17 protein-coding genes and 1 riboswitch are annotated in these 26,374 nt (G+C 55.7%); of the genes, 5 read left to right on the top strand and 12 right to left on the bottom strand.

Translation table 11 applies throughout. The features are described from left to right. Positions 1 to 197: 197 nt before the first annotated feature. The 5 genes from G3M56_RS07495 to G3M56_RS07515 form a co-directional block, all read right to left on the bottom strand. A complete protein-coding gene (locus G3M56_RS07495) occupies positions 198 to 1,982 on the bottom strand; it encodes an NERD domain-containing protein (RefSeq protein WP_164361667.1) in 1,785 nt (594 codons plus the stop codon). 102 nt (positions 1,983 to 2,084) lie between these two features. Continuing rightward, positions 2,085 to 3,575, bottom strand: coding sequence for a DUF2779 domain-containing protein (locus G3M56_RS07500; RefSeq protein ID WP_164361669.1), 1,491 nt, complete (start codon positions 3,573 to 3,575; stop codon positions 2,085 to 2,087). A 749-nt stretch (positions 3,576 to 4,324) separates the two neighbouring features. After that, complete coding sequence (locus G3M56_RS07505) at positions 4,325 to 4,996, bottom strand: vWA domain-containing protein (protein WP_164361671.1); 672 nt, start codon at positions 4,994 to 4,996, stop codon at positions 4,325 to 4,327. Positions 4,997 to 6,459: 1,463 nt separating this feature from the next. Then, positions 6,460 to 6,759, bottom strand: coding sequence for a hypothetical protein (locus tag G3M56_RS07510; RefSeq protein WP_164361673.1), 300 nt, complete (start codon positions 6,757 to 6,759; stop codon positions 6,460 to 6,462). Between the two features lie 61 nt (positions 6,760 to 6,820). Continuing rightward, the gene (locus G3M56_RS07515) at positions 6,821 to 7,105 is read right to left on the bottom strand and encodes a hypothetical protein (RefSeq protein WP_164361358.1); all 285 of its coding nucleotides are present in this window, start codon (positions 7,103 to 7,105) and stop codon (positions 6,821 to 6,823) included. A 134-nt stretch (positions 7,106 to 7,239) separates the two neighbouring features. Next, positions 7,240 to 7,359: riboswitch (SAM-I-IV-variant riboswitch) on the bottom strand. A gap of 132 nt (positions 7,360 to 7,491) precedes the next feature. Here G3M56_RS07515 and G3M56_RS07520 point away from each other — a divergent pair. After that, entirely contained in the window at positions 7,492 to 8,490 is a 999-nt protein-coding gene (locus G3M56_RS07520) for a helix-turn-helix transcriptional regulator (RefSeq protein WP_164361675.1), read from the top strand. An 835-nt stretch (positions 8,491 to 9,325) separates the two neighbouring features. On the opposite strand, the gene G3M56_RS07525 is transcribed toward G3M56_RS07520, so the two are convergent. From G3M56_RS07525 to G3M56_RS07550, 6 genes are all read right to left on the bottom strand, one after another. After that, the gene (locus tag G3M56_RS07525; protein WP_164361677.1) at positions 9,326 to 10,225 is read right to left on the bottom strand and encodes an HNH endonuclease; all 900 of its coding nucleotides are present in this window, start codon (positions 10,223 to 10,225) and stop codon (positions 9,326 to 9,328) included. A gap of 551 nt (positions 10,226 to 10,776) precedes the next feature. Continuing rightward, the gene (locus G3M56_RS07530) at positions 10,777 to 11,805 is read right to left on the bottom strand and encodes a hypothetical protein (RefSeq protein ID WP_164361680.1); all 1,029 of its coding nucleotides are present in this window, start codon (positions 11,803 to 11,805) and stop codon (positions 10,777 to 10,779) included. Positions 11,806 to 11,825: 20 nt separating this feature from the next. Further along, the gene (locus tag G3M56_RS07535; protein WP_164361682.1) at positions 11,826 to 13,406 is read right to left on the bottom strand and encodes a coiled-coil domain-containing protein 22; all 1,581 of its coding nucleotides are present in this window, start codon (positions 13,404 to 13,406) and stop codon (positions 11,826 to 11,828) included. Next, complete coding sequence (locus G3M56_RS07540) at positions 13,403 to 15,373, bottom strand: OmpA family protein (RefSeq protein WP_164361685.1); 1,971 nt, start codon at positions 15,371 to 15,373, stop codon at positions 13,403 to 13,405. Before G3M56_RS07540 ends, G3M56_RS07535 begins: the two co-directional genes overlap by 4 nt. Continuing rightward, positions 15,370 to 18,354, bottom strand: coding sequence for a tubulin-like doman-containing protein (locus G3M56_RS07545; protein ID WP_164361687.1), 2,985 nt, complete (start codon positions 18,352 to 18,354; stop codon positions 15,370 to 15,372). Before G3M56_RS07545 ends, G3M56_RS07540 begins: the two co-directional genes overlap by 4 nt. A gap of 30 nt (positions 18,355 to 18,384) precedes the next feature. Beyond that, positions 18,385 to 19,056, bottom strand: a complete 672-nt coding sequence (locus G3M56_RS07550; RefSeq protein WP_235203312.1) for a hypothetical protein — start codon at positions 19,054 to 19,056, stop codon at positions 18,385 to 18,387. Positions 19,057 to 19,522: 466 nt separating this feature from the next. Between G3M56_RS07550 and G3M56_RS07555 the strand changes: the two genes are divergently transcribed. The 4 genes from G3M56_RS07555 (at position 19,523) to G3M56_RS07570 (ending at position 23,825) form a co-directional block, all read left to right on the top strand. Next, positions 19,523 to 20,140: a thermonuclease family protein gene (locus G3M56_RS07555; RefSeq protein ID WP_164361692.1), complete on the top strand. Its 618-nt coding sequence runs from the start codon at positions 19,523 to 19,525 to the stop codon at positions 20,138 to 20,140. A gap of 1,321 nt (positions 20,141 to 21,461) precedes the next feature. Then, positions 21,462 to 21,902: a lysozyme inhibitor LprI family protein gene (locus G3M56_RS07560; protein WP_164361694.1), complete on the top strand. Its 441-nt coding sequence runs from the start codon at positions 21,462 to 21,464 to the stop codon at positions 21,900 to 21,902. Between the two features lie 12 nt (positions 21,903 to 21,914). Then, a complete protein-coding gene (locus G3M56_RS07565) occupies positions 21,915 to 23,033 on the top strand; it encodes a hypothetical protein (protein WP_235203313.1) in 1,119 nt (372 codons plus the stop codon). Positions 23,034 to 23,408: 375 nt separating this feature from the next. Beyond that, complete coding sequence (locus tag G3M56_RS07570; RefSeq protein ID WP_164361699.1) at positions 23,409 to 23,825, top strand: hypothetical protein; 417 nt, start codon at positions 23,409 to 23,411, stop codon at positions 23,823 to 23,825. 1,109 nt (positions 23,826 to 24,934) lie between these two features. Here the strand turns inward: G3M56_RS07570 and G3M56_RS07575 are convergent. Continuing rightward, entirely contained in the window at positions 24,935 to 26,368 is a 1,434-nt protein-coding gene (locus tag G3M56_RS07575) for an alkaline phosphatase (protein ID WP_164361702.1), read from the bottom strand. Positions 26,369 to 26,374: the final 6 nt, after the last annotated feature.

A 26,374-nucleotide genomic window follows, 5' to 3' on the forward strand; every position in this document is an offset into this window, starting at 1 on the left:
CTCTGCAGCCCGATTTTTTTTTCTCACGCAGAGAGGTGAAGACGCAGAGGAGGGGGGCTTTTTAGACAGGATTCACATGATTCACGGGATTGAGCGTGGGGGGGGCTGATGAGGAGACCACGTTATCGCGGAGAAACAGTGGAGTGACGGTGTTACCAATGTCTGTGTTGTGACGGTGTGCGCGGGGCGATGCTGTTTCAATTCCTCTGGTCAGCTTCGTTCGTTTCTCCAACGACGGCGAGTAGCTGGCGGGCGCGGGATGCTCCCATGAAGAGCGTGGATCTGTCGTCGGCACCGAGCATTGCTTTGTACGGGTGCTGAACGTCTACCAGGATGACGGCACGGGAATCGAGCCCCTTGGCTTTGTGGATGGAGTTGTGACCGACGGCGAACTGATGGTTGATTTCCTCAGTGCGAAGCGGGTAGCTGCCGATTTTTTCGGTTGGTCCTAGTGCGCTTGATTCCAAATCGGTGCGGGCGTGGAGGATTAGGACATCGCGTGGTTGGCAATAGCCCTCTTCCTCCCACTTGCGGATGATACTGGCAACTTGCTCGTGCAAATCTTCGGTGGACATGGCTGCCTCGTAGAGCTCGACTTCCGGGCCTTCTGGGAGCGAACGGCCATCGCCCATGGCGGCGACCAGGTCCGATGTGCCATCACCGTCCAGTGATTGAAGGAACTCATAGACAGGGCGGGTGTAGCGCAATGATTGATCGAGCGTGACCAGAGCCGGTTGCGAAAGCAGCCCTTGAATACGCTCTGGGAGGAATCCATTGGCTCGGCGGAATGCAGGGCGTTGGGCACGGTCGAAGAAGATCGCCATTGGGGCGAGGGTCTCGTGTTTGAGCATTCGCCAATAGATGCTCCACCAGCCGCATGCAGCTTCTGGGAATTGTTTTGCAACTTCCGGTGGCAGCTCGGTGTCGTGGTCTTGTCCTTCGTCTACAACGAGGGCGTCGTATTTTGGTAGACCTGCGCAACGCGATGGATTACGCAGGGCTTCCAGCACCAGGGAGGGGAGGGTGACGTCGTAGAAAGTTGAGGTCTCTTGGCGTGGTGCTCCTTGCTGCGGAGCTAAGGATTCGATCGGTTCGCCCAAGATGAGTGCGGCCACTTCTTCATAGTTCATGACCGAGATCAACGGCGCTCCGGATTCATCCTTCAGGGACGGGTCACGTTTGACTTCGTTTCGCATCACCTCGGTGATTGCCAGGTTGTAGACGAGGAACAGGACGCGCATGTCCTTTGCAGCGTAGCGTCTGGCTTGTTCCAATGCATACCAGGACTTTCCGCAGCCGGGGCCACCTTCGACTAGCAATTGTTGATTGGCGCGCAGCAGGTCGAGCAGTCGGTAGTCCGCGACGATTTGCTGGCGGAATCGTTCTTCGGTGTGGTCGAGGAACTCGCGCAGCGCCTCGGGATCGCGGCCATGGCCGTAGAGTTGGAGGAAAGCTGCGCGTACGTCATCATCGACGGTTTTGAGGTGCCCGTCTTTGGCACCACGGGAAAAGAAGCGCTGCATTGCGGCCATGAATAGCCGTCCGTTTTTCAGCTCGTTGCCGGTCAGAATACGTGATCTGTCGAGTCCGTGCCACCGTTCTTCATCGGGAGCTGCATCGCCGTCCGGGTAGCAGAGTGCTTTTGCAATAAACACGTGGCTCAGTGCGGTGCCCTTGATATCGCGGATTACGCTGCCCCATTCACCATCAAGTTGGCTGATTGGGTTGTCATTGTCTCCTCCTTCCCAAGCTCCGGTCGGAGAGAAGTGGCGTGGGGTGCCTCCTTTGACTTCGAGTACCAGAAGCCCACCGATAGGTGCTAGAATCAGGAAGTCGCCCTCGCGCTCAGTGCCTTGGTCGTCTTTGTAGAAGAATCCCCAAACAATCAGCCAATCGTCTGACAGGTTTTTTAGATAACGCGCGACCGTGATCTCGGACGCATACGCATGTTTTTTGGGGCGGTTGAGGATCCATTTTGCCATACTGCCGCCGACGTTAGACAAGACGTGCTCATTGCGGCAAGTGTGAACCAATCGTGGTGTGATAGTTTGTATAACGACGGCTGCTGATAGGAAAGAGGAAGGCTAGCGATCACCGCCGAACTCCTGCCACATGCGGACCATGGCGAGGGTGTCGAGTTTGCAGTATTCCTCGAGTTGCTCGCGCAGTTGATCTTTGCGTTGGGCGCTGGTGGTGGCGGCAATCGCCTCGGAAAAGGCCTCCACTGCCATACCGCCATCCTTCACCCCATCCAGATCGTTGTAATTCAGATCGGGGCAGAGGGCGGGCAGCACGGCTTTGATGCTCCAGCTACCGCATTGATCCGGATGGTAGAAGTGCTCACGGGCAATGGGCAGCAAGTCGACCAATCGGTTGGCAATGGCATGGAGCGGGGGGGCGAGTGAAGGAATCGCTGCTGCACACTCGTTGATGATGCGTCGCTCGAACGCCGCATTGTAAACGTAGACCGGACCGGTGGTGCCGCAGTGGGCGATCAACGCCTCGGCGAACCCAATCCGTGGATCATTTCCGCTTAAGTTGAGGAAGCCGGTGTGAGTGAGTGTGCTGCTTTGGTTTAATTGGTGAAGGCTGAACTGGAACGGGATTTGCTGGAACGGTCGCGTGCCTTTCCAAACTGGTACTGCGAGGTTCGCGGTTTCGAAGTCGAGGAAGTAGGCAGGGTAGCCCAATCCCTCCAGAGCGGCGGCGGCTCTCTCCCGGTCGAAATAGCAAGTGCCTGCCAGTGTGTGCTCTTTGACGCGTTGTTGAGTGCGGTTGAGTTCGTGGTCCGGGACATCTGCCATTTCGCGGATGCCCATGGACTCGAGACGCTCGACCTTGGTGCGCTGGATGCGAGGCAGATGGGTGACAGGATGTGTTGCCTTGGGGAGATGGGCGTGACAATGGTCTATAAATGGGCACTCGAATGGATCGCTGCACTGTGAGCCTGGCTGGATGTTCGGCTCACTGGTGCATGCCGCAACGTCGTGAGCTTGGCGGATCCAACCGGCGACTTCATCGTGACGACCCATCGCTTCGGCGGTGAGATCGTTTTCAGTGAAGAGTCCATGGTAGTTGCCATTGCCTTGATAGACGAACTGGTTGTTGATATGCGCCAGAGCCGCCGAGTCAATGGTCACTCCCGCCTGGGTGGCGATGTAGGTTTGTACAGCCACGTCGTCGCGGTAGTAGTCTTTTAGTTTGGTCGACGACTTTACCTCGATCATGCGCCACGCGGTGCCGTTGCCATTGCGGACCGGGATCATGACATCGGCAAAGGCATGACCACCCGCTGATTGCACGCCTGCTTCGAAGAGAATTTTCGAGCCGGATTGGAGTAGATGTCGGCTGCGGTTGATGGCGTTAGCGAAGCCTTCCTGTTGGAAGTCGATGATTTCGCTTTCTCCCTGGGTGGCATAGAGAGCCTGGGCGACTTCTCCTACCTGGTTGCCAATGGCAAAGACGACCTCGGAGCGCGAGTCATCGCGTAGCTCGGGGCTATGTACTTCCAGCCACAGACGTTTCGGGCATTGGCGGAAGGCGATGATTTTTGATTTGGAAAGTGAGCGTGGCATAGGGGAAGCGGAAAGTTGAAAAGGAATCAGCGCGCTGCGCACGGGTGGTCGGGAGGAACGTCACGCAGAGACGCTGAGGTGTGGATGTTGGTTGGGGATTTTCTGGACAGGATTTACATGATTGACGTGATTGGGTGTGGTGTTTCACGAGGAGACCGCGCTATCGCGAAGAAGCAGAGGAGAGGAGTGGCGGTGTCGTCAACGTCGGTGCGGTGCCGGTATACGGGGGGCGATGAAGCAACCTCACTCTTGAGGTTGTGCTGATGATCCAGCGCAGTTGCTGGATGTTGATAGAGTAGGCTCACGCGAAGATCCCAAAGACCTAAAGTTGAGGCATGCTTATTGAGTGCTTTTTAGACAGGATGGACATGATTCACAGGATTGTGTGGGGGGAGGAGGGAATTGGGAAAGTTGAGATTGGAAAGGCGAAAAGGAATCAGCGCGCTGCGCGCGAGTGGTCGGAAGGAACCTCACGCAGAGACGCGGAGACGCAGAGGTTTTGAGGAACCGTCACTCCACGCTTGCGTAGATATCATAACAATCTGAGGAATCTGCGGTTACCCCTATTCTTTAGACAGGATGAACATGATTCACTGGATTTTGTGTGGTGGCTCACGCGCAGGTGTCGCTGAGCGACGAGTTGGAGAGCAGCTACGCGGCAAGTGGAGGTAGTTGAAGTTAGGGGGGGAGTTGGGCTGCGGGATTGTTGAGATCCTACAGCCCGGATGTCACGGGTGAGTGCCGCGTTTCTAGCGGCGGCCTTCTTCTTCCTCTACGATGTCGCTGAGGGTGGTGCGAAGGTCTTTGCAGACCTTTTTCGAGCGGACGCCTTTTTGGAAAAGTCGGGTGGCGGTGACACGGCGCGAGACACTTGAGTATGATGACATGACACCGGCTTCTCCATCGGCCACACAAGAGGCGTTTTGGGATTGGACGCCGTAATCCGCCGCGGTTTCCATTGCATTCTGTGTGGCGGCCAGAAAGAGAAACTCCCATTGGTACTCATTGGTTTGGTGCTGGATCATTTCGCGGATCTTGCGGGCCGAGTAGTCCGTTGAGGCGTTTTCATATCCGTCGGTATAGATGGCGATGATGACCTTTCCTGGGCGCTCGGCTTCCGGCATTTTCGCGAGCTTTTTGCCGATGTTGTCGATCGTGCGTCCGATGGCGTCGAGCAGGGCAGTCATGCCCCGCGGGATATAAGTGCGGGCGGTCAGCGGGTTGACTTCGGCGACTGGTTCGCTGTCCGCGTGGAGCAGGTATTCATCGTCGAAGAGAACGAGGGTGAGGTTGGCGTCGCCATCGGTTTCCTGTTGTTCTTTGAGGAACTGATTGAACCCGGTGACCGCGGCTTCTTGGAATGGGGACATCGAACCAGAGCGGTCGAGGATGTAGGCGATTTCGGTAAGGTTTGTATTCATGGGAGTTTGATTGCTGATTGGGAGCGGTTTCTACTCAATGCGTGTGGTTGTGGATGGTTCCGGAAATTTGTGTGTTTTTATCAAGATGATCCGGAGTGACGCTGATCACCTTAGACAAGGGCGTGGGACATTGGTGGGGTGAGGGGGAGGAAAGCAGATAGTTGAAATGAGAAATCTGAAATGAAGTGAGCGCGCTGGGCGCGGAGGAGGCTTGGTTTTTAGACAGGATTTACACGATTCACGGGATTATGGGCTCACGCAGAGATGCAGAGGGGGGCTGAATTGGAGTGAGGGTGTCCTCACTGGCTGAGTCATGTCGTCATGCAGGGGGGGCGATGGAGCAACCTCACTCCTGAGGTTGAACTAGGCTCCGGCGGAGCCGCTGGCTGAGGAGACTCACGCGAAGATCCCAAAGACCCAAAGGTGGAGATAGAGTGAGACGAGTTGAAGCTTCGCAGGGAGGAAAGCAGATAGTTGAAGTGGGAAGTTTGAAATGAAGTGAGCGCGCTGGGCTCGGAGGAGGCTTGTTTTTTAGACAGGATTTACATGATTCACGGGATTATGGGCTCACGCAGAGGCGCGGAGACGCAGAGGGGAGAAGAGTTTTAGGTGGTTACGTGGTTAGGTTTTAGGTGGGGAGTGGTCGCTGCGCTCCGGTGTGATCGAAGACGGTGGGGACAGCGTCACTCCAGGCACCGCACACGCTTGCGTAGAAATCATAACAATCTGAGGAATCTGCGGTTCCCCCTATTCTTTAGACAGGATCAACATGATTCACGGGATTGCGTGTAGTGGCTCACGCGGAGACCACGCTATCGCTGAGACGCAGAGGGGGCTGAATTGGAGTGAGGGTGTCCTCACCGGCTGAGTCATGTGGTCATGCAGGGGGGCGATGGAGCAACCTCACTCCTGAGGTTGAACTAGGCTCCGGCGGAGCCGCTGGCTGAGGAGACTCACGTGAAGATCCCAAAGACCCAAAGGTGGAGATAGAGTGAGACGAGTTGAAGCTTCGCAGGGAGGAAAGCAGATAGTTGAAGTGGGAAGTTTGAAATGAAGTGAGCGCGCTGGGCGCGAAGGAGGCTTGTTTTTTAGACAGGATTTACACGATTCACGGGATTATGGGCTCACGCAGAGGCGCGGAGACGCAGAGGTTTTGAGGAACCGTCACTCCACGCTTGCGTAGAAATCATAACAATCTGAGGAATCTGCGGTTCCCCCTATTCTTTAGACAGGATCAACATGATTCACGGGATTGCGTGTAGTGACTCACGCGGAGACCACGCTATCGCGGAGACGCAGAGGTATGAATGAATTGGAGTGAAGGTGTCCTCACCGGTTGAGTCATGTCGTCATGCAGGGGGGCGATGGAGCAACCTCACTCCTGAGGTTGAACTAGGCTCCGGCGGAGCCGCTGGCTAAGGAGACTCACGCGAAGGTCCCTAAGACCCAAAGTCGGGAGAGGGTTACTCGGTGGTGTCCTTGCGGCGCTGCCGTGCTTCCAGCATTTGTTGGAACATCTGTTCTTGAGCGGCCATGGAGGCGTACCACGCGCGGCCTTTGGCGATGCGTTGTTCGTGGTGTGCTAGTTCCCGGCGGAGCTCTTCGAGTTGGTCGCTGTTGAGCGGTGGGGCGTTGTCCAAATGGGCGAGCAGCTTCCCGTTGCGCGACGCATGTTCTCTATATGGGATTTCGATTGGCCCGGCTTCAGAATTGATAGTGATGGTGCCTTTGGCGAATGAGTCTTCGGTGTGTTGGGTGGTCATGATCTGGTTTTGTGATGTGATTTATTTGAATTTCGAGGGCGTTTGGAGATCCGTGTGGGATCTATGACAAGCGTTGTAGCAACTGGTCGCGTTTGATGATGGCGGTGGCGACATCCTTGGTCTTGAGCGAAAACCGGACCCGCTGGGTACGATGGCATCCGTCGTGAACCGTGAAATTGCACCACCAGGTTCCGTTGTTGTTCCACAGGTGGTGGGTCGGGTTGGCCTCGTCGATGCGAAGCGAGAATCCGAGCTGTCGAGAATCTGCCGCTGGAGTTGGCGTCGTCGAGTGTGAGGGGCGGCTGTTGCTTTGTGCGCTGGTGCGCATTCGATCTGTTGTGTTCATGATGTGATCTCGTGTCCGAGGGTTTCACATCAGCAGCGGACTATTCGTGGTCTGCTTTCCGAAAACAAAAACGACCCGGCCCGATGGGATCATCAGGCCGGGTCGTTGAAATCCGGGTGGAAGATTGGTTCGCTACAAAGACAATGCTTTGATCGCTCATCGTGATGGACAACTCGCGCTCTCCATCATCTAGGCACCTTGGCTTTCCACAAGCCAGGTTGCCGGACCCCGAAAGGTCGCTCCTGATGATGGTTGCAGATTATCCAAGGTGCGCATTTTGATCAACCAGGAAGTCGTGGCAAGTGTGTCATAAAGATCAGGTGCACTTTCTACGTGGACTGGGGAGTCTTGACGCTGATGTGGTAATTGTGTTAGTCACCGGCGGCATGAGCAACTTTGTTGGTGGTAGCAGGCTTCAGATGGAGCGGATTATTGAGATCTTCGAGGCTGTAAAGAGTAATCGCTATCCCAACTGCACGACATTGGCTGAAGAGTTGGAAGTGACGCCGAAGACAATTCAGCGCGATATTTCCTTTATGAAGAGGCGCTTGAACGTTCCCATTGAGTACGACAAGTCGATGCATGGGTACGTGGTGACCGGCGATTGGGATGGCCTGCCTGGAATGGACGTACAAGTGGAGGATTTGGCGGCTTTGTTTTTAGCAAAGCATGCGTTGGGGAGTGTCAGGGGAACCCAGCTTGCGGATGCGCTGCGGCCGGCATTCGAGAAGCTCACGAGTCGGCTGGAGGGCAAGGTGAATATGAACTGGCGGGAGATGGACCAGGCGTTTTCGGTCAAGCAGGTCGGGGCGCTGGACGTGGATTTGAAAATGTTTGGCAAGCTGGCCGAGGCGGTGGTGAAGCAACTGTCTGTCGAGTTTTCCTATCGCAAGGTGGATGCGAGTTCATCCGAGCCACGGCGGCTGAACCCATACCACGTCGGGGAGATTGCCGGGGGCTGGTATGTGATTGGGTTTGATCTCGATCGTGAAGCGCTGCGGACCTTTGCGCTGCAGCGGATCAAAGGGCTGAAGGTGACCAGCGGGCATTTTGAGAGGATCGATGGATTTGATATCAACGAGCACATCGGATCGAGTGTGGGGGTGTGGGATAACCAAAGCGCCCAATCTAGCGAGGTGGTGCTTGAGGTGAGCGGCTGGGTTGCGCGCATGGTGCAAGAGCGTAAGTGGCATTCATCGCAGAAGGTCAAAGCGCTCGATGACTATGGGACCAAGGTCGAGGTGCGGATGACCTTGGGGAACCTGGAGGAGGTGAAGCAGTTGGTGCTGAGCTGGGGGCGGAATGTGAAGGTGATTGAGCCGGTCGAGCTGCGCGATGCGATTCGGGAGGAAGCGCAGGGGATGCTGGCTGTGTATGCGGGGTGAGGAAAGTAGTGATTGGTGATTGGTGATTGGCCGGGGCGATGCTGTTAGGCGGGTTTCGATGGAGCAACCTCACTCTTGAGGTGGACCTGCAGATCCGGCGGAGCCTCTGGATGGTTTTCTAGACAGGATTCACATGATTTACGTGATTTTTAGGAGGTGTCGTGTGGTCGATAAAAGTTTGGAGAAAGGGGGCTCATGCAGAGACCACGCTAGTGCTAAGGCGCAGAGAAGAGGATGAAGTGGAGCGACGCCGTCACGTTGGGGAGGGGGAGGAAAGTAGACGGTTGAAATGGGAAACTTGAAATGAAGTGAGCGCGCTGTGCGCGGGTGTCGGGAGGATGCTCACGCAGAGGCGCGAAGACGCAGAGGTGTCGCTGCGCGACGGGTTTAAGGTTCGCTGCGCGGAAAGCGGGGTGTAGTTGAAGTGGAGATGACGCACAGCGTGCGGATCTGTTGGGAGGATGCTCACGCAGAGAGCCCAAAGACCCAAAGGTTTGGAAAAGGGGGGGGCTCATGCAGAGACCACGCTAGCGCTAAGGCGCAGAGAAGAGGATGAAGTGGAGTGACGGTGTCCTCACCGTCTGAGAGACGCCGTCACGTGGTTTCCGATCGAACACTCTCAGGTCTTAGGTCGGATGGAATGGCCACAAGAAAGGCAAGAAGTCACAAAAGCGGAAGCAAGATGGCTCACGCAGAGACGCGAAGACGCAGAGGTGTAGCTGCGCGACGGGTTTAAGCTTCGCTGCGCGGAAAGCGGGTGGGGGGATTGAAGATCTAAGGTTTCAAAATTAAGATGAAGTTTGGCTGTGCGTTCCGCCATCTTCCATCAGGCTCATTATGAGCGGCGTAGATGCTTTAGGCGCCAGGCGAGAGATTCTTCGGCTGGGAAGAATGCTTCATCGTTGGGGAGCAGGATGATTTGGCCATTGAGCTGGAGAAGCTCCTTTTCAGCGTCGGAGCGGCGGGAGTCGAAGAGCGGGCTGACGTGCCATTTGTGATCCGGCCCCGGGCTGATGAGTTTTTGGTCCATGGCCCAGTGGTGGTGTTTGCACAATGCCATTCCATTGCTCGGGTGGTCGTTGTGGCTTTGGCTGAACGGAATTAGATGCGCGGCATCGATGAAGCGGACGTCATGTTGCGGGAGCTTAATGCGCAGGCCGCAGGCCGCGCAGCGGTCGTCGTAAATCTGAGCGATTTTGTCGCGGAATGCTGAACTTCGTTTCGGGGATTCCTGCACGCGGTCGCTAGCGTTTGTTTTCGGGGGCTCGTAGCGAGTTAGTAATTGCTGGCGATACTGAGGAAAGTAGCGGGAGATGAGCAACCGTCGGACCGCATCGCGTTTCTCCGGCGTGTCGATCTCGCGTTGGAAGGCGTCGGAGAACTCTCCGACCACCATCCCTCGTTGCTGTTGCAGCGGTGCTTTTTGTAGCAACTGTCCTGTTGCGAGATCTTTGGCGACCCAGATCTTGTCCGACTTCAAGTGGTAGAATGGCAGCTGTGGAGTGCAGCTGTCATCCTTCGCCCGCACCACATCGAAGAACCGCTTGAAGCTCTCGGTCAACTCCTGGTTCCAGACCACCTGGGAGGCGCTCGCCCGCCCCTGGTCGATCATCTCCAGCGCAGCCAGCAGGAGCAATGGCTTGTGAGGTCGCTCGTGGCGACCTGAACCGGTGCCGGTGATGCCGACGTTGAGGTTGTACAAGGTATCGGCGATGGAGGTGGGGTCGTGGGGCATGTGGAAATTTCTTATGTGTGCGCTTTTGCGTGATGTCGCTCGAGTTTCTTAACGAAAACGCCACAGGTGGGGCAGCGGTGTAGGGTTCCTGCGGATAGAGCGCTCTCTAGACTCGGTCTAGGTGTGTGAGACTCCCAACTTTCAGCGTGGATGGTGCTTAAATGAAGGTCGATATCCCGGACCTTTTTCTTGCAGATCGAGCAGGTGACTTTCGGTCCTTTTCGACCATGCTTGGGTCTCGAATCTGTACGAGGGACTGTGGGGTAGGCGGATCTATGAGAGCCAGATTCGTAGATAAAGGTCTTCGGGGGATCATTGACCTCCCCATTGGATGTTCGTAGAACGGGTATACGCTGAGGTAGGCAAGACCTCCCTGATGTTGGAACGTCCCCACTGCCCTGGCATCGAAAGCAATTGGGGTTGAGGCCACCACAACAACATGTGCGGGCTGCTCCGGACTTTGTGGGTTCGCTATTGAGGCTCATAGTGATGACGGGCACTGAATTGATGCGTCTGGTCGTGGGACGTCTCCTCAAGTGAGGATGAGGCGCTTAGTCACGGAGGCGAGTGAGGCGCATTTCGATGCGACGCGCCTTGGCGTCATCCTGTTCGAAGTCGGCTTGTTCCACGTCACGTTTGTCTGATGGGAGGATGGTTTGCCCTGCGGAGTAGCATCGTACGGTGATCGACTGCAGGATGGATTTCTGCTCGTGAGCGTCGGTGAAGGCATCCCACTGGGCTTTCACGGCGAGTGCGCGAAGGAGTCCCAGATCGTTGTTCGATCCTGCTCGCAGTGATTGGAAGGTGGACGTGTCTCCGGCAAGCAGGCGAGGGAGTTTGGAGTCGAGGTTGCCGCTGCCTGCGAGAGGAATGCCATCGGTATGTCCGATGATCTCCAAGGTGTCTACTTTCGCCCGTCCCTGTTGCTGGCGATCTATGATCTCCTTTGCCAGCTTCTCAAATTCAACATCCTTGAGACCATCGGCAAACTGAGGGCCTATAAGCGAGCTGCCGGAAGGGAACTGGTACTGCTCCTTCTGTTCGTCGATCCGAATGATCGGTGGCTTGTCGTTGAGGATTCCTTTGAGACGCTCGACCTCCTCCCACCCGTTATTATCCATCGCGTCTTCGAGCTTAGCGGTGAGTTCTTTGATTTTCGCTTGGAGCTCTTTGTTTTGTGCAATGAGGTCGGCATTCTCACTTTCCAGTTCTGCGAGTCTCTGCAGGAGTCCTTGTTGGTCGAAGGTGGCAAGGTTCTCGCGCAACTCAACAATGATGTCGTTGGCTGACTCGCATGTCTCTTTCAGAGAGGTGACGACTGCGTTCGGATCCGCTTCGTCTGGAACAGGTTCAAGGCCGATCGTGGGTCGCAGGGTGTTGATCGGTGTTCGAATACTTATGAGGTCTAAACCACCAACGGCTTCAATAACCGCATCCCTGGGCGCTGAATTACTCTTTGGCATCAAGACAAACACCACCGCACCCAGGATGGCAACTGAGATGATGAAGAGCGTGATGAACAAATCAGAGACACTAGGCCAGTATCCTGAATTTGGATTGTCGTCTTCGGGGTCTAGCATTGGGCTACAGGCGATTTAGATCAGTTGCTTCCGAAAAGGCGCATTCTTCTTGATACCCTGGATTTGATTTCCTCGGCCGATCTCTCGATCGACTTCACCCCTTCCGATATCTTTTCGGAGAGCTGTTCGTTTTCATCTGCCAACCGGGCGGCGGTGCCTTCCAGTGTAGCTCGGGATTCCTTGGCCTCTGCTACAACTGTTTGCATAGTGGTAGCGTTTGCGTCTAGCTTCGTGTGCACGTCGTTGAGCTGCTCCTTCACGGTGGTCTTTAGATCTCCAACCAGCTCGCGGTTCAGCTGGTTCGCTGAGGTTACTTTGCTGGCGACTTGATCCGCACTTTCTGCGAGTTTATGACTTGCCGTCCTTAGCTCTTCGATGGACTCGCTTTGCTTCTTCGTGACATCTGCCAGAGTTGCTTTGGTGTCATTTTCGAACTTTTCAGCGACCTTGGAGACTTTCGCTCCGACTTGATTGAAGACCTCAGAAGCGGCGATCTCGGTGGCGTTCTCAATTCGGCTTGGGATGTCGCTAAGAGCCGACTCGATATCACGCAACGTGGTCTCGAAGTTGTCGATACTCTTCGCTACGCGCTTGTTCGATTTTGTCGCTTCGGAACTGATACCGGACACACTCTTAGCGAGAGTATCGAGAGTATCGTTGAAGCCTGTTATCGCGTTGTGGAGTGGGGACTTCTCTCCAAAGGTGTCAGTGAGTGAATTATTGAGTGAAGAGCTGCTATCGCTCAATGAGCGGGCTGCAGTATGCGCTTGCCCAACCCCATCACGCAGTAGTGCCATTGCTGGTGCAATTGTGCCCAACAGATCTCTCAGCCCCTTTATGACTTCCTCAAATTTTCGCTCACGCTCTCCGACCTCGTCGGTTAGCTCTTTTACTTGGTCTGTAACTCCCGAGAGTTGGAGATGAAGTGGTTCGACGCGGAAGCGAGTGAGGAGGGTTCCTTGGGTGAAACGGTCGAGATCGATGATGAAACTATGCAGTGCTATCGAGTAGAATCCCCGGCAGAGCAATACAAGTAGTGTGAAGCCGAGTGCGACGAGACTCGGTGTAAATGCTCCACCCAAACTCTGAATCATTTCTGAGACCAAATTCGCACTGTCTGCGACTCCCTGCAGTTCTCCGTTTGCAGTGGTTTTGATGCGGAACGCTGCGAGGATTGGCTTGATTGCCAACAATGTGCCCACGATTCCAAGCACCAGCAGTGACGTTGCGATTCCTGAAGCGATCCGAAGAGATTTACGGGCTCGTTCTCTCTTAACCGAGGCTGAATGGAACTCCGACAATGAAGTGGGGCGACCGATGTACCATGAAGTCCAGGCGGTTCTCGCCGCGTCGCTCACATGAGACTGTTGATTTATTTCTCGTTCTTTGAGCCAGCGCTCAAACGCTTCGTCGTTTTCGGCAAATGCGCCTTTCCAGTTGCTATCGAGAACGAGAGCTCTTTTGGCTTTACGTAAGGCATCGCGTTCGACAGCGATAGCTCGCCAGGCGATTAATGCAGCCACCATGCCAATGACTCCGACCGCACCGACGATGATCGCACTGAGAGTTGGTGGAATGTTTATGTATGAGAGTGTGATCATGGTTTTACGACCCAGACTTCCGCTCTGCGGTTTCTGGCTTTTCCTGCTTCGGTTTCATTGGTGTCGATAGGGAATTCAGAGCCCAGACCCGCTGCCTTTGTATCAACATTGGACTTGAGCAGTTCATCCACGACGGTCTGAGCGCGTTCTTTGGAGAGTGGGATATTGATGTCCGCGCCACCGGTGCTGTCGGTGAATCCGAGAATCACGAGTTGGTGTTTGGGATAGTTTGCCGCGACGAATTTCGGCAAGCGCTCCAAGTCAGCCTGGGCCTTAAGGTCCAGATCGGATTTTCCTGTCGCGAAGCGCAGGTTGGTGGAAATGCGCAGAGCGGACTTTATGTCCTCTCCGAGCGCCTCGCCAAGTGCGGCTAAGATTCTAGGGTCAACGCTCCCTTGCATTGGCCGGAGGCGCAGATCAACGAAACCGCAGTCGGCAACTGTGGACTGCCCCTTGTCCGAAGTCGCAAACTGCACAAAGTCCAAAGCATTTTGGGACGGGCTCTGAGGCGTCCAGGCGACCACGCGGTAGGTGAACGGGTAGTCTTCGGTTGCGATCGTGAACGGGCTTGGTTTCAGTGGTCTGGTGTCTTTGGTTGCTTGTACCGCCAAGCGTTTGGCCCGGATGTTGCGGGATTCCGCATGGTATGCCCCCAGACCAATAACCGACTTGTCGAGCAGAACGGCCGTTTCGGTTGTTGAACCATCCACGGTGATAGGCTGCAAGCCCCAGCGTTGAGCCAAGGATTTCACCAGTTCGTTGAGCTCGCCGTTCGCCGTAATCAAATTGGCATTGTCGTTGATATGGTAGGTTTCAAGCTCTGTTTCCGGGTGTGCCAGCAGGGTCATGGCATCGAGCGCAATCACCTCTGCTACCGACCTGGATTCTTTGAAGTCTGGCCCGAGTTGGGCCAGCTCTGCCTCGCTTGGTGGACGATTTACGATGAGCAGATCTGCTTTGCCTTCTGCAAGAAGGGTAAAGGCCTGATCGACCGATGTGGTCGTGATCAGGATCTTCTCTTCACCTGATCTGACGTAGGACGATGACCCATCCGTTTGAATTTCGACGTCTGTCAGCTGCGCTAAGATGAGTGGCTGGAGAAGTCGGACACCTAGTGTATCGACCGTGACTATGCGCATGGTCGCTTCGCTGGCATCGAACAGGACAGGGGGCAGCGGTACATAGGCATTGAGTGACTGCTGAATCCCAGTGAGGGACTCTCCGATTACCATGAGTTGCTGCTTATCGGAATCGCGGCCTTGTGTGTCGTCGTTGCCTCTGGCCAGCTTCGAAGCCCGTGCCATTTCCGCACGGACCGATTCGGTGAGGTTGTCGTAGTCGACGCCGTGGGTGTCACATGCACTCTCTTGCTGGGTCGTTTGAGTCGTCTCTTCAAGTTGTTGAAGTGATTGTACCAGTTGACCTGCTTGAGTGCGTAATTCGTCGGTTTGCAACGGCTGTGACGCCTTCTGCTGCAAGTGCTGCAGTTGTTTCTCGAACTCAGAAGCTTGTGCTTGAAGGGCTGCAACCTTCTCATCGTCTTTGGCTGCGAGAGCTCCATTGGCCGCAGACGCCAGTGCGCCCACGCCTTGTTGGAGCTCTGCGATTGCGGCTTGATTCCCTTGAGTGGATTGGCTGGCCGCGATTGCGGTCTCCAAGCTGCCTACCTCAGAGGATAGCTGCTCAAGTGATTCATGGATCGAGTTGAGCTTTCCTTCGCAACGGTCCGCCGTGATGAACCGGTAGGCGCCTAGGGCAATCAGAGCCACTACAAGCAGGGCGAAAATGCCCTTGATCGCAGATTTGAATCCGCGAGTTTCCGTCACCTTTATGGGCTCTCTGAAGGTCTCACAGTGCGGGTTGTTACACGGGCACTTCCAGTCTGGAGTTGGGTCTACGATTTCCTTGGACACCGAGAGCGGGCAGCTCTCGGTGGGGTCGTCACATCTGAATTTTTTCGAGCTCATACGCTAAGAATCTTGCGGATGTGGGTACGGGTTTTGGTCCACTGAACGTGTTGTTTGCTGCCGGTGCCAAACTCATTGATGAGCTTGGATTCCTCGGCTTTCATCGCATTTGCCAACTCATCCTTCGTTGCTGTGGTGGCTCCTGCAATCTCACCGGTCACGGCTTCGTTGACTCGCGCGATCAAGCGAATGTCGGCCTTTGTTTCCAAATGCTCGATGCTTTCACCGAGTTCGTAGAAGTTGGTGTCCCCGTTGCGGTCCAAAGTGACCAACTGCACGGCATCCTCAGTCACTGTGATAACTGTAGTTCCCGATCCGTCTGCCAGAGTGCGCTGGCCAAGCCAAAGACTGGCACGCATGATGTCGCGTTGTTCGCTGGCTGATGGTTGGAGCAAATCTGGGAGTTCGTCGTGCTCTCCTTTCGCATCGATGTTACTAAAGTAGGCGATGTCTCCCAAGGTGTTCTGCTCGATCGCCTTGGCGTATTTGTCAGCCAGTTCATGGGTGACTTTTGCAAAGCGTGCAGCCATCCAAGTGACTGTCATCAAGAGTCGGATCTGAGTCGAGTCGTCGTGGCTCACCACTCTCACAGGATTGTTCGCTTCGTTTGCTGGGCGAAGCTCTGCAGCGATTTCCTCGAACTTGGCTGCGAAGGCATGACCTTTTGGGAGTGCCAGTACCCGGGAGGTGGTCGGCATGGTCGGCATGGTCATGTTTCCAGCGATCATCTTGGGTTGCTGATCGTTATGAATCTTGATCAAGCAGGTCGTCTGATCGATGAACTCTTTTAGTTCGTTCTTGAATGCTCCTGGATCTTTTTCAAATTTCGCCTGAAGAGCGTCCATCAACGATGAAGTGAGCACTGCTGGGGCGAGCCTCTGCTCCTCGAAATCTTTGTGAATTGATTGGACGTGAGCGAAAACAAGACGATCAGCCTCAATTTGATAGTTTGTGAGACGGTCCCCCTCGAAGCTTTCTATTTCGGTCAGCGGGACGTTCTTGCCAAGGAGCTCCAAGACGACGTCCCTGCGGAGCTGGTCGGCGATGGCCCGGCAATGCGATTCACTTGAGCGTTGAACTGAGATGTATTGAAGCAGTCCGTCATAGTCGATCTCGTATTTGTTCGAGGTGTGGGACTTGTTGAGGTCCTTGAGTTCGCCCAGAAGTACGTCTCTACGGTTGCTAGCCCAATCTGCAAAACCTTGAAGTTTTCTGGCTGCGTTTTTGTACTGGTGTTCGATTCCGGTGAGGCTGTTGGCGATGGCATTGTGATATGCCAAATCCTCTTCCGCAATTGCAGTTGCTAGTTTCCCCAGTAGCAAGGATTTGCAGTCAGAGTGTTGCTTTCTAGCCAAAGGTTCCTTTTTGAAACGGCGGGAGAGGAAGGTCATCTTGCTCCATTCGATTCTGCGGTCAGAAAGCCGTCTCTCGGTCGTGTCCGAACCCGATTTAGAGGAACTATTACCATCTTTGATCTTGCGGTTTACGTCATTTTGCAGTCGCTTGAGAATGTCCGACACGTTGGCCATTCCAATGGGATCTACCGCTTTGCTCCATTCTTCCCGTAGAATCCGGTGTAGCTCTTTGGTGAACTGTTGAATACGTCCTTCCCGGGACGCCTTGAAGTCGGCAATGACAGCGTTGATTCCCTGGCCGTTGAGATGTTTCTCGAAGCGAGTATGAAGGGACTCCTCCAGCTTCTCCAAGTCAGTTTCCTGAAACTTGGTGCTGATTTCACGATCAAGGACCGCTTTGGCGTCCGTTTCGAACGACGCTCTGAGGTTGGTGTGGTGGGTGCTCTCCACCAGATGTTCGTCGAGCTTGGTTCTCAAGGTGTTGAAGGTGCTTTCTACGACCTTGTCGGATTCGGTAGACTTCTTTCCAATGAAGCCGTCGTTTCCGTGCCAGTTGTTGTAGAGCATCTGGTTGTATGACGAACTGTAGAGTTCCAAGGCGAGGAGCTCGGTGATCTTCTCTGTGGGAACCTCCCACCGCTGCATGCCTGAGCTGCCGAAACGGAAGCTGCGAATGGGCTTGTTGATAGGCTCTCCGGGGAAGTTGGGGATCTTGTCCTGGCCGGTAAGTTGATCTTGTTGCTGAGGCGGTAATTGGCCAGAGCAGAAGGCGAAGATGCGCTCGAATGCAGATTCCGCTATGATGCGGTGCTGCTTCTCGAGTTCGACGTTCTGATCCCCGTTGTTATGGCTTGAGCTCAGGATGATTTGATTGATCGGCTCCGAACACGCGAAGCTAGATCCCCCGAATTGATCACCGAGGAGGGTTGGGGCGATACGTCCGCAAGCGAGAGCGTTGAGGTCTCGCAGAGTTGCATACTGGTTTTGGTGGAAGTTTCCTACCTCGGCATCTTGGTAGTTGTCACTGGTTACGTAGAGGTAAACGAAGATTGGGAAACCTCCTTGCATGCTCGAGTAAGGATGCATCGTGCGGAGTAATGTAACCAAGTCGACGATGCTGCCGCTGCCCGTTCCTCCCGCCAATGATGCGAATACATGGAAAGCGCACTGCTTTGCCGCTGCGGTCATGGTTCGAACCTTGCCATCAATCGCGTTCTTCACGCTGTCGATGCTGTTGGCGAAGAGGATTCGTCCAAAGCGGCGGCGTTGGTTAGCTCCCTCGATGGTATCTGATGCGTCGAGGAATCCCTTGATCTGTTCGACGTCGCCAATCCATGGCGCGATGTCTGGCTTCATCGCGAGTTGGTCAATGTCGATCGTTGCGCCCATCTCCTTGAGATTTAGAAAGCACTTAGGAGGGAGCGAGAGATCCTCTCCGAACGAGGTCCACTTTTTCGTGTAGTTGAGGACGTTCGTACTAGAGTCGATGTAGAGGAAGTCGAATTGCGTGCCTTTCTCACGCTTTAGAAGTCGGATGTCATCAGCACGTTGGTGCATGACCTTGCGCATTTCGGCGAGGCTGTTGCCTCCTTGGCCTCCGAGGCCGATAAACAGGTGGTTTTTCATGGTTGGAAAGTACTTGAAAGGGTAATGGAGTTAGAGGGTTTCTTTGATGTCGTTGAGTGCCGTGGTAGCGACGATGAGGAGTTGGGACATCAGCGAGATTCCCAATGCTACCAAGGCAATTGTTTGAAGGAGGGAGAATGGTTTGGCCAACTCCTTGAGAAGTTTGTCGACTGCGCGGCCGGTTCCAACGGTTACCGCGGTCGATGTCCAAATGTTGGCTGGGGAGACAATCACGGGGTAATCTGAGGAGGGGAATCCGACTTCTGCGAGTGCGCGGGATCCTGTGAGTTCGGGGCTAATCTCCGGTTCTTGAATGCCCGAGGAAAAGAGAGAGAAATCTCTTCTTTGCTGACTGGCGAGCTCTGCTGCAGTAGTACTCAAGACGAGTGCTTCTGCCGGACCGTTGATGCGGAGTTCGTTTCCTCCCTCGGAGGGCGGGGTGAGTCCTTCTTGTCCTCCCTTGTGTGCAATCTTGGCCCAAGTGGCCAGTAGAACTTCGCGATTGAACTTGCCATTGCTCGAGATCGTTTGGCTAACTTCAGCCCGTTGGTTCTCGATCGAGTCGAAGGCCTTGTGCGTTACCAGTGCCAGATAGACGGATGTGGCTCCGATGACGGCCAGAAGAAGCGATGTCGTAGTGGTAACGAGGTGGTCACCGATTGTCCACTGCTTATTCCACAGCCTTCCCCAAAAAAACAACAACAGAGGAATCCATACAAAAACGACACATCCGGCCACAAAGATTGGCCACGTAAGGCCTGATGAGGCGGGATATTTGAGTGCAAACTCTAGAAGTTCAGGGGCACGCATGGTTGGTAACAATCCGATTTAGATCGATGGTGTCAAGGTTTCGGAGCGTTTGTGGCTGATTTTGATCGAGCGTTCTGCGGAGCCTTTGGCACTAAAGGAGGCGAGTTTGGTGTAGGTATTTTGTTTGATGGGCTGCTGATGGCTTTTTAGATGCTCGGAAAACATACACCTTGGGGTGGGACAAGGGCTGGGGGATGGCGGTAGGAAATCGGAAGGAAAATTTGAAATGAGGCGGCGGTGTGTGGCAGGTGGATGTCGTTGAAGGTCAGGTGTCGGTGATTAGTATTTGTTGATCAGGACATTGGCGGTCCCTACTAACAACTTTCATAGATGTTAAGTATGGCGTAGTGGATGCGCCATGAATCAACGCCCCCTCTTGATCCTGGTTGTATTAGTGTGTCTTGTCTCGGTGCTTTTTGGTCATTCGGCCGAGGAGTTGCGGGGGAAGGTGGTCCGTGTGGCGGATGGAGATACGATTACTGTGCTGGTGGAACGCGAGCAGTATAAAGTGCGGTTGGATGGGATTGATGCGCCTGAGATGGGGCAGGCTTTTGGTAATAGATCGAAGCAGGCGTTGTCGGGTCAGGTGGCTGGAAAGCAGGTGGTGGTGAAGGTGAATGGTAAGGACAAGTACGGGCGGACGATTGGTGTGGTCATTTTAGACAATACCAATGTGAATGAGTGGATGGTGGCTGAGGGGTGGGCGTGGCAGTATACTAAGTATAACCGGAGTGAACGCTTGGCGCGGATGGAGGCGCGCGCCAGGGAGCTTGGGCTCGGACTGTGGGCGGGGGCGAACCCAGTGGCGCCGTGGGAGTACCGGCCGCTGAAGAAGAAACGCCCGGTTTCTGGCTATTGGTTGAATACATCGTCGAACACGCGGCACAACTCGAACTGTGAGTGGTATGAGAACACGGCGCGTGGAAGGACGTGTGGGAAGGATGAGGGTAAGCCTTGCGGGAGTTGCGGCGGGTGAGGCGGGGGAAATGGGAAAGTTGAGATGGGAGATTTGAAATGAAGTTTGCGCGCTGCGCGCGGATGGTAGGAAGGAGGCTCACGCAGAGACGCAGAGACGCGGAGACGCAAAGGGAGAGGAAAAGCGGAAAGTAGAAATTGGAGATGTGAAATGGAGTGAGTGCGCTGTGCGCGGAGGGATGGGAGAGTGCTCACGCAGAGATCCCAAAGACCCAAAGTGGGAGATGTGTTTCGCCTGAATGATGATGGGCTCACGCGGAGACGCAGAGGGAGTGGAGAAATGCGGCTGCGCCGGGTGGGACGGCTTGCCGACCAGATGGTTGGCGTTCCAGAAGCTGTGCGTGCTGCGGAGTGATTTGGGCTAGACGGGGAAGCCTTGATTCCAATCTGCGTAATCGGCGCAATCTGCGGATTACAAAAGAAGGGGCACAGGTAGCAGCGTCCTGGGGATCTCGACCGTTGATTTAGGTGGAGGCTTTGAGGCATCGGTGGACAGGGTGAGCGGCGGAGGATGTTCGTCGGAACCTACACAGGTCCTCCGCCGCTCGTGCTAAGTTTGATGAAAGCGACAAGACTTAGCGCGGTGGGGGTACGAGTGGATGGAGGTGGTTGCAATCGGGGGCGTGTGAAGGATTCGTTGCGGATGTTGGCATCTCAGACAGGACGGATAGGATTCACAGGATTGTTTATGGGCTCACGCAGAGACGCGGAGTGTGAGGAAAAGCGGAAAGTTGAGATTGGAGATGTGAAATGGAGTGAGTGCGCTGTGCGCGGATGGAGAGGAGGTGGCTCACGCAAAGACGCGGAGACGCAGAGTGTGCGGAAAAGCGGAAAGTTGAGATTGGAGATGTGAAACGGAGTGAGCGCGCTGTGCGTGGATGGAGGGGAGATTGCTCACGCAGAGATCCCAAAGACCCAGAGTTGAGGCATGGTTATTGGGTGTTTTTTTCGACAGGATGAACATGATTCACAGGATTTTGTGGGGGAGGTTGGAAATGGGAAATGAAGAGGATTGGCTGTGCACGGATGGAGGGAGATGGCTCACGCGGAGACGGGGAGACGCAGAGGGAGAGGAGAAATGCGGCTGCGCCGGATGGGATGGCTTGCCGACCAGATGATCGGCGTTCCATGAGCTGTGCGTGCTGCGGAGTGATTTGGGCTAGACAGGGATGCCCTGATTCCAATCTGCGTAATCGGCGCAATCTGCGGACTCTGATAGCAATGTCATGAGTGACAGTGTGTGGGGGGGAGTGGAAATCGGTGAGTGTGGGTGAATTAGCTTGCCGCGCAGGGGCTTAAAGGGATGATGTTACTCGACTGTTATGAAGATGAATCATTGGATCCTGGCTGGCGGAGCGGTTGTGATGGTTGGGTGTAGCTCGCCTCAGCCGGCTCGGGTGGTGCCTGAGGAGTGGCCGTTGTTTCCATCGATGTTGAAGTATGCGGAGGAGACGGCGCAGGAGCACATCGACACAGGGATGGGAATGAATGGATACGCGGCGCAGAAGGCGGCGATCCAGGATGCGCGGTTGTTGATTGTTTATCTGGAATTGTACGACCAGTTGCCGAGTGACAAGGAGCGCCAGGCTCTGGTGGAGGAGCAGACGGAGTGGCTGAGAAGACGTGAGCAGCAGTTCAAAGAAGACGCGGATCCGGAGGGGGGCTCGGTTGCTGTGTTAGGTCAGTTGGGTGGGCAGATGTCGTCAACCGTGGAGCGCATCGACGAGTTGCAGGCCCGGTTGGAGAAGTTGAAGCCCGAGTAAACCTCTAGTGGAATGATGAGCATGCGTGGATGGTTGGTGGCTTTTGGGGTGTTGTGTTTTCCGTCTCTGGCGTTGGCGAATACCGGGACGCCGTTGATGTGGGCCTCAGCGCTGCATTTGGTGGTGGGGAATGCGTTGATCGGTCTGATCGAAGGGCTGCTGCTCGGGGCAATGTTCAAGTGCAGCAAAAGAGGATCGGTGCTGGTGTTGATCGCGGCGAACTATGTGTCGGCGTGGGCGGGAGCGAAGTTGCTTTCGTTGGCTACGGGCGTGGTGCCAGGGCTGACGATTGAGACGATTCAGTTTTGGTTTTGGGTGTTTGTTGCGGTGGCGTTTGTCGTGACCTTGGTGATAGAGTTTCCGTTTTTCTGGTATGCGTTGCGTCCGGGCGACGGGCGGATGCGGAAGGCATTGGTGGCGACTCCGGTGATCCACGGGGTGAGTTACCTGTTGCTGGTTGGCTGGTATTGGTTGGCGAGTGGGACGTCGATGCTGACGCAGCTTGACGTGGTGACGGCGGATGAGATGGCTCTGCCAGATGGTTATGCGCTTTATTATTTGGAAACGGACGGGGAGTCGGTGCTGCGGATTGACTTGGCGGACTGGGGATCGCCAGAGTCCGTTGCGCATGTTTCGGCGCCGGGTTTGCACGATCGGCTCTTTGTTAATCCTCGTGATGGCGGGGGCTTTGATCTGATGGTGTACCGTGACGAGCTGGAGGAGGCGTCGATCGAGGGGGAACCGGTGCTTGCTGACTTTGCTGAGGTGGCGCCGCTTGAGAGCTGGGTCGATGAGCAGGGCTCGCCGATGGGAACGTGGTGGAACTTTGGGAGCGTGCCGGCGATTGGTGAGGCTTCCGACTGGCGCTTTTTCACTGGTTGCTGGGCGTGGAAGGGAATACGCGGTGAAAATCTGCGCACAGGGGAGGTGGTGCGTTTTGGGTTGGAGTTGCCGATTGCCGAGTGGCGGGTGCGGAATGCAACCCAGCTGCCGGGGGACTACGTGGTGGCGCAGTTAGGGCGCGATCAGATTGTGGCCATCGATGTGGAGACGCGGCGGATCAGCTTGCTGGCGAGAGGGCAGGGGCCGGTGGTGGTAGTGCCGAAGGCGAGCGGGGCATCTGCTGAGTAGATTTTTTCTTTTGGGGCGTTGTGTTGGAGCGTGTAATCGAGGCCTCAAACTGACTGCCTGGGGAGAGCCGTTGGCGTCCGGAAGTTAGGTTTTATGGTCTGTCTGGGAGTCGTTGTAGGTCAGTTGATTATGGTTTTTATAGGGCTGCGAAAAAAATTATCCTACTAGTTGAAATTTTGCGCATCCATTGGTGAGCGGAGGCGTAATGCAGGTGCGGTAGTGGTTCAAAGATGGGGTCGCTGCTGCATTTGACCACGTGGATTCGGTTGCATCTGTCCGAAACGGGCGGGTGATCGAGGCGCGTGGTTTCAAGCCGTTTCACCGGTATGTTTCGCATATTCACGACATTCTTTTAAATTAATAGCCTCTAGTTTTATGTCTGATCAGTTGGTAACGATTTTGGGGGGATTGGTGTTGTCCGTGGGCTACACTTTTGCCTCCGTGGCAGTGGCTGGAAAAGCGGAGAAGATGAGGAAGGATTGGAGCACCTGGCTGGTGTGTTCTTTTCTGCTGACGCCGTTGGTTTGTTGGTTCTTGGTGGGTGTGGTAGGCGGGAAAAAGTCGCGCAAGGCGAAGCCTTCTGTGATCTCGCATCACACACGGCCGATCCAATTGCTACCGTGTCACGAGTGTGGTCGGACGATTGGCTCCACGTCGAAGATGTGTCGTTTCTGCGGAGCCTCGCGTCATGAGTCTGACAACGAGCTGGTAGTCAATGGCGTGAGTCACGGAGCGAACCACGGACTGGGCCAGCCGGTGGCCCAGGGGAGCCAGACCCATTATTCGGCATGATTTTTCTGTAAGAGGCCGCAACAGAAGCGACAACCCCAGAAGAGTCGGGCACGGTGCCCGGCTCTTTTTTTTGTGATCGGTGTTGGTGTGTGTGTGGGGGGGGGACTTCCATGCGTTAGGCGTTTTTTGAACAGGAGTTGAGACGGGGGGCGTGACGGCGCGTTTTGAGCGGCCATCGGGTGAGTGTCGCTCGTTGGCGGCATCGTACGCTCGGCCGATTTTTTCGGTTGCCGGACATCCCAGGGTGAGGTCGCCTGAGGCTCCCGTCACCCCGGGCTGATTTGCATTTCCCCTGCGGGGAAGGAGATGGCTCGGGAGATGGAGGCGAGAGCCTTCATTGGTGTTCATCGTGCGGATTTCCCTATCGCGATCGTTACTCCGATCGGAGTGCGGCGATTGTATCTGCCGGTGTCGCTGGAGATGAGGCTGCGTTTGGGCCCAGGGCTCGGCGGCGATGAATGCTCGCTCGGGTGTCTTCGGTGGTGCGGGCGTGACGGTGCGTTTTGAGCGGCCATCGGGTGAGTGTCGCTCGTTGGCGGCATCGTACGCTCGGCCGTTTTTTTCGGTTGCTGGAGATCCCAGGGTGAGGTCGCCTGAGGCTCCCGTCACCCCTGGGCTGATTTGCATTTCTCCTGCGGGGAAGGAGATGGCTAGGGAGGTGGAGGGCGAGGTGAGGCATTCGCCACGGGTGTTCGTGGTGTGCTGGAAACTCTTTATCGCTATCCAAATCGGAGCGCAGCGATTGCTCAGTGGCGCAGCAGGTGCTGCGGCGGTGTTTTGACGAACGGCCTTCGGGCGGGTGAGATGCTTCGGCGGAGGTGCACGCTCGGCCGGGTTTGGTGTGGTGCGGATTTCCCAGGGTGTGGTCGCCAGAGGCTCCCGTCACCCTGGGCTGGTATGCATTTCCCCTGCGGGGAAGGAGTGGGCTGGGGCGGAGGGGGGCGAGGTGAGCCCCCTACCACGATGGACGGGGTAGGGGCGGAGATTTCCCTATCGCTATCGCGCTCCCAATCGGAGCGAAGCGAGTGTATTTGTCGGTGCTGCGGGAGATGGGGCGGAGGTAATGTCAGCGGCGATTCTGCAGAGCGAGGGGAGGTCTTCGGATGCGATCAGCGCTCTGGCGTGGTCGCGGGAGCCGCGGTGTCGCTGGAGGCCGGAGCTTCCTCGGCTTCCGGGAGATCGAAGAGCGTGTTGTGGATCATGTGGTAGATGTCCGTGTTGTCGAAGTTGAGTGGCAGCGACTCCGCGTTGGCTCCTTTGGCTCGGACGAGCAAGCCGCTTGGAAGGTCGGCGCGAGTGGCGAAGGCGAGGCCGAAGTACATCGAGTTGCCTTGGGCGTCGGGCTTCGATTCAAATGGGGTGCTGCCACTGCCATCGACGCCGTGGAGTGTGGTTCCGTTGGCGGTGCGCTGAGGTATTTTGCTGCCAGGTTTGAATGCGAATGGGGATGGTGGAGCGATGGTGAGGAGTTGGAGACCACCGGCGTCGCTGTCAGATGCGACGAGCAACAGCGTGTTGGGTTGGTTGTCGATGAACTGACTGGCGGTGGCGATGGCCTTATCCGAGCGCGCGGCGGCTTCGAGCACACCGTTGGGATTGTTGGCGTTGCCGAAATTATCCGTAGCTTCTTCCTCTGCGATGAGGAGGAACCCCTGGGTGTGTTGGCTGAGCACATCGAGAGCGACCTGGGTCATCTCGGCGATGGTTGGGGCTTCTGGTGCGTAGAGTGGGAGTTGCGCGGATTTGAGGTCGGCGTGCGGTTGGTCGTTGAAGGTATGGCCGTGGGCGAAGACTCCGAGAAGTTTGGTTTCCGGAGTGGGCTTGAGGGCGAGCAGTTCATCGCGGGAGAAGACCACGGTGTAGCCCAGTTCGCGGGCTTCTTCGATGAGGTTGAGGTCGTCGTTGCGTGTGCCAAATCCGTGGGTGCCTGCGGTACCGGCCGGGAGGAGAAATTGCTCACCTCCGCTGAGGATGACGGTGGCGCCGCTGCGGATGACTTGCTTTGCGATTTCATCGGCCTGTGAGCGGGCTTCGACGGATGCGAGAAAGCATCCGGTGCCGGGTTCTGCGATATGGCCTGTATTGACGACACCGACGGCGATGCCTTTGGCGATGGCCTCCTCGGCGACGGAGCCTTTGAATCCGGAGGCTGCCGTCAGAGGTTTCCGCCCGTGCATGCCGTAGCTTTTGGCTGGCACTTTGACTCCGTAGGCGTGGATGGTGGCGGCGCCATTCGAGCTGGCGACGAGAGAGTCCTTCATGTGGCCACGGTAGATGCCGACGTGTGGGAGTTGGTCCCAAGCGAGTGTTCCGTCTGGGCCAACGGTGTGGAGGCGGGCTGCGGTCCAAGTATTGAGGCCCATGCCGTCGGGGTGGAAAAAGATCACATTGCGTCCAGACGTGGCCGGGGCTGGCGCTGCGATTGGTTCTGCCTGTGGAGTGGTCGGAGCCGCTGCAGGATCGGATGGGGCTGCGGGGGCATCAGGGGCAGCGAATGCAGGTGCGCAGAGGATCAGAGCGGAAAGGGCGAGGGAACGCGTCATGCTAGC

The organism is Sulfuriroseicoccus oceanibius (genome assembly GCF_010681825.2).
Taxonomy (GTDB): Bacteria; Verrucomicrobiota; Verrucomicrobiia; order Verrucomicrobiales; family SLCJ01; genus Sulfuriroseicoccus; species Sulfuriroseicoccus oceanibius.

What these genes read in the sequence shown, in the direction of transcription:
- G3M56_RS07495 (WP_164361667.1), bottom strand. Translation starts at nt 1,982, where the DNA reads ATGGCAAAATGGATCCTCAACCGCCCCAAAAAACATGCGTATGCGTCC.
- G3M56_RS07500 (WP_164361669.1), bottom strand. Translation starts at nt 3,575, where the DNA reads ATGCCACGCTCACTTTCCAAATCAAAAATCATCGCCTTCCGCCAATGC.
- G3M56_RS07505 (WP_164361671.1), bottom strand. Translation starts at nt 4,996, where the DNA reads ATGAATACAAACCTTACCGAAATCGCCTACATCCTCGACCGCTCTGGT.
- G3M56_RS07510 (WP_164361673.1), bottom strand. Translation starts at nt 6,759, where the DNA reads ATGACCACCCAACACACCGAAGACTCATTCGCCAAAGGCACCATCACT.
- G3M56_RS07515 (WP_164361358.1), bottom strand. Translation starts at nt 7,105, where the DNA reads ATGAACACAACAGATCGAATGCGCACCAGCGCACAAAGCAACAGCCGC.
- G3M56_RS07520 (WP_164361675.1), top strand. Translation starts at nt 7,492, where the DNA reads ATGAGCAACTTTGTTGGTGGTAGCAGGCTTCAGATGGAGCGGATTATT.
- G3M56_RS07525 (WP_164361677.1), bottom strand. Translation starts at nt 10,225, where the DNA reads ATGCCCCACGACCCCACCTCCATCGCCGATACCTTGTACAACCTCAAC.
- G3M56_RS07530 (WP_164361680.1), bottom strand. Translation starts at nt 11,805, where the DNA reads ATGCTAGACCCCGAAGACGACAATCCAAATTCAGGATACTGGCCTAGT.
- G3M56_RS07535 (WP_164361682.1), bottom strand. Translation starts at nt 13,406, where the DNA reads ATGATCACACTCTCATACATAAACATTCCACCAACTCTCAGTGCGATC.
- G3M56_RS07540 (WP_164361685.1), bottom strand. Translation starts at nt 15,373, where the DNA reads ATGAGCTCGAAAAAATTCAGATGTGACGACCCCACCGAGAGCTGCCCG.
- G3M56_RS07545 (WP_164361687.1), bottom strand. Translation starts at nt 18,354, where the DNA reads ATGAAAAACCACCTGTTTATCGGCCTCGGAGGCCAAGGAGGCAACAGC.
- G3M56_RS07555 (WP_164361692.1), top strand. Translation starts at nt 19,523, where the DNA reads ATGAATCAACGCCCCCTCTTGATCCTGGTTGTATTAGTGTGTCTTGTC.
- G3M56_RS07560 (WP_164361694.1), top strand. Translation starts at nt 21,462, where the DNA reads ATGAAGATGAATCATTGGATCCTGGCTGGCGGAGCGGTTGTGATGGTT.
- G3M56_RS07565 (WP_235203313.1), top strand. Translation starts at nt 21,915, where the DNA reads ATGATGAGCATGCGTGGATGGTTGGTGGCTTTTGGGGTGTTGTGTTTT.
- G3M56_RS07570 (WP_164361699.1), top strand. Translation starts at nt 23,409, where the DNA reads ATGTCTGATCAGTTGGTAACGATTTTGGGGGGATTGGTGTTGTCCGTG.
- G3M56_RS07575 (WP_164361702.1), bottom strand. Translation starts at nt 26,368, where the DNA reads ATGACGCGTTCCCTCGCCCTTTCCGCTCTGATCCTCTGCGCACCTGCA.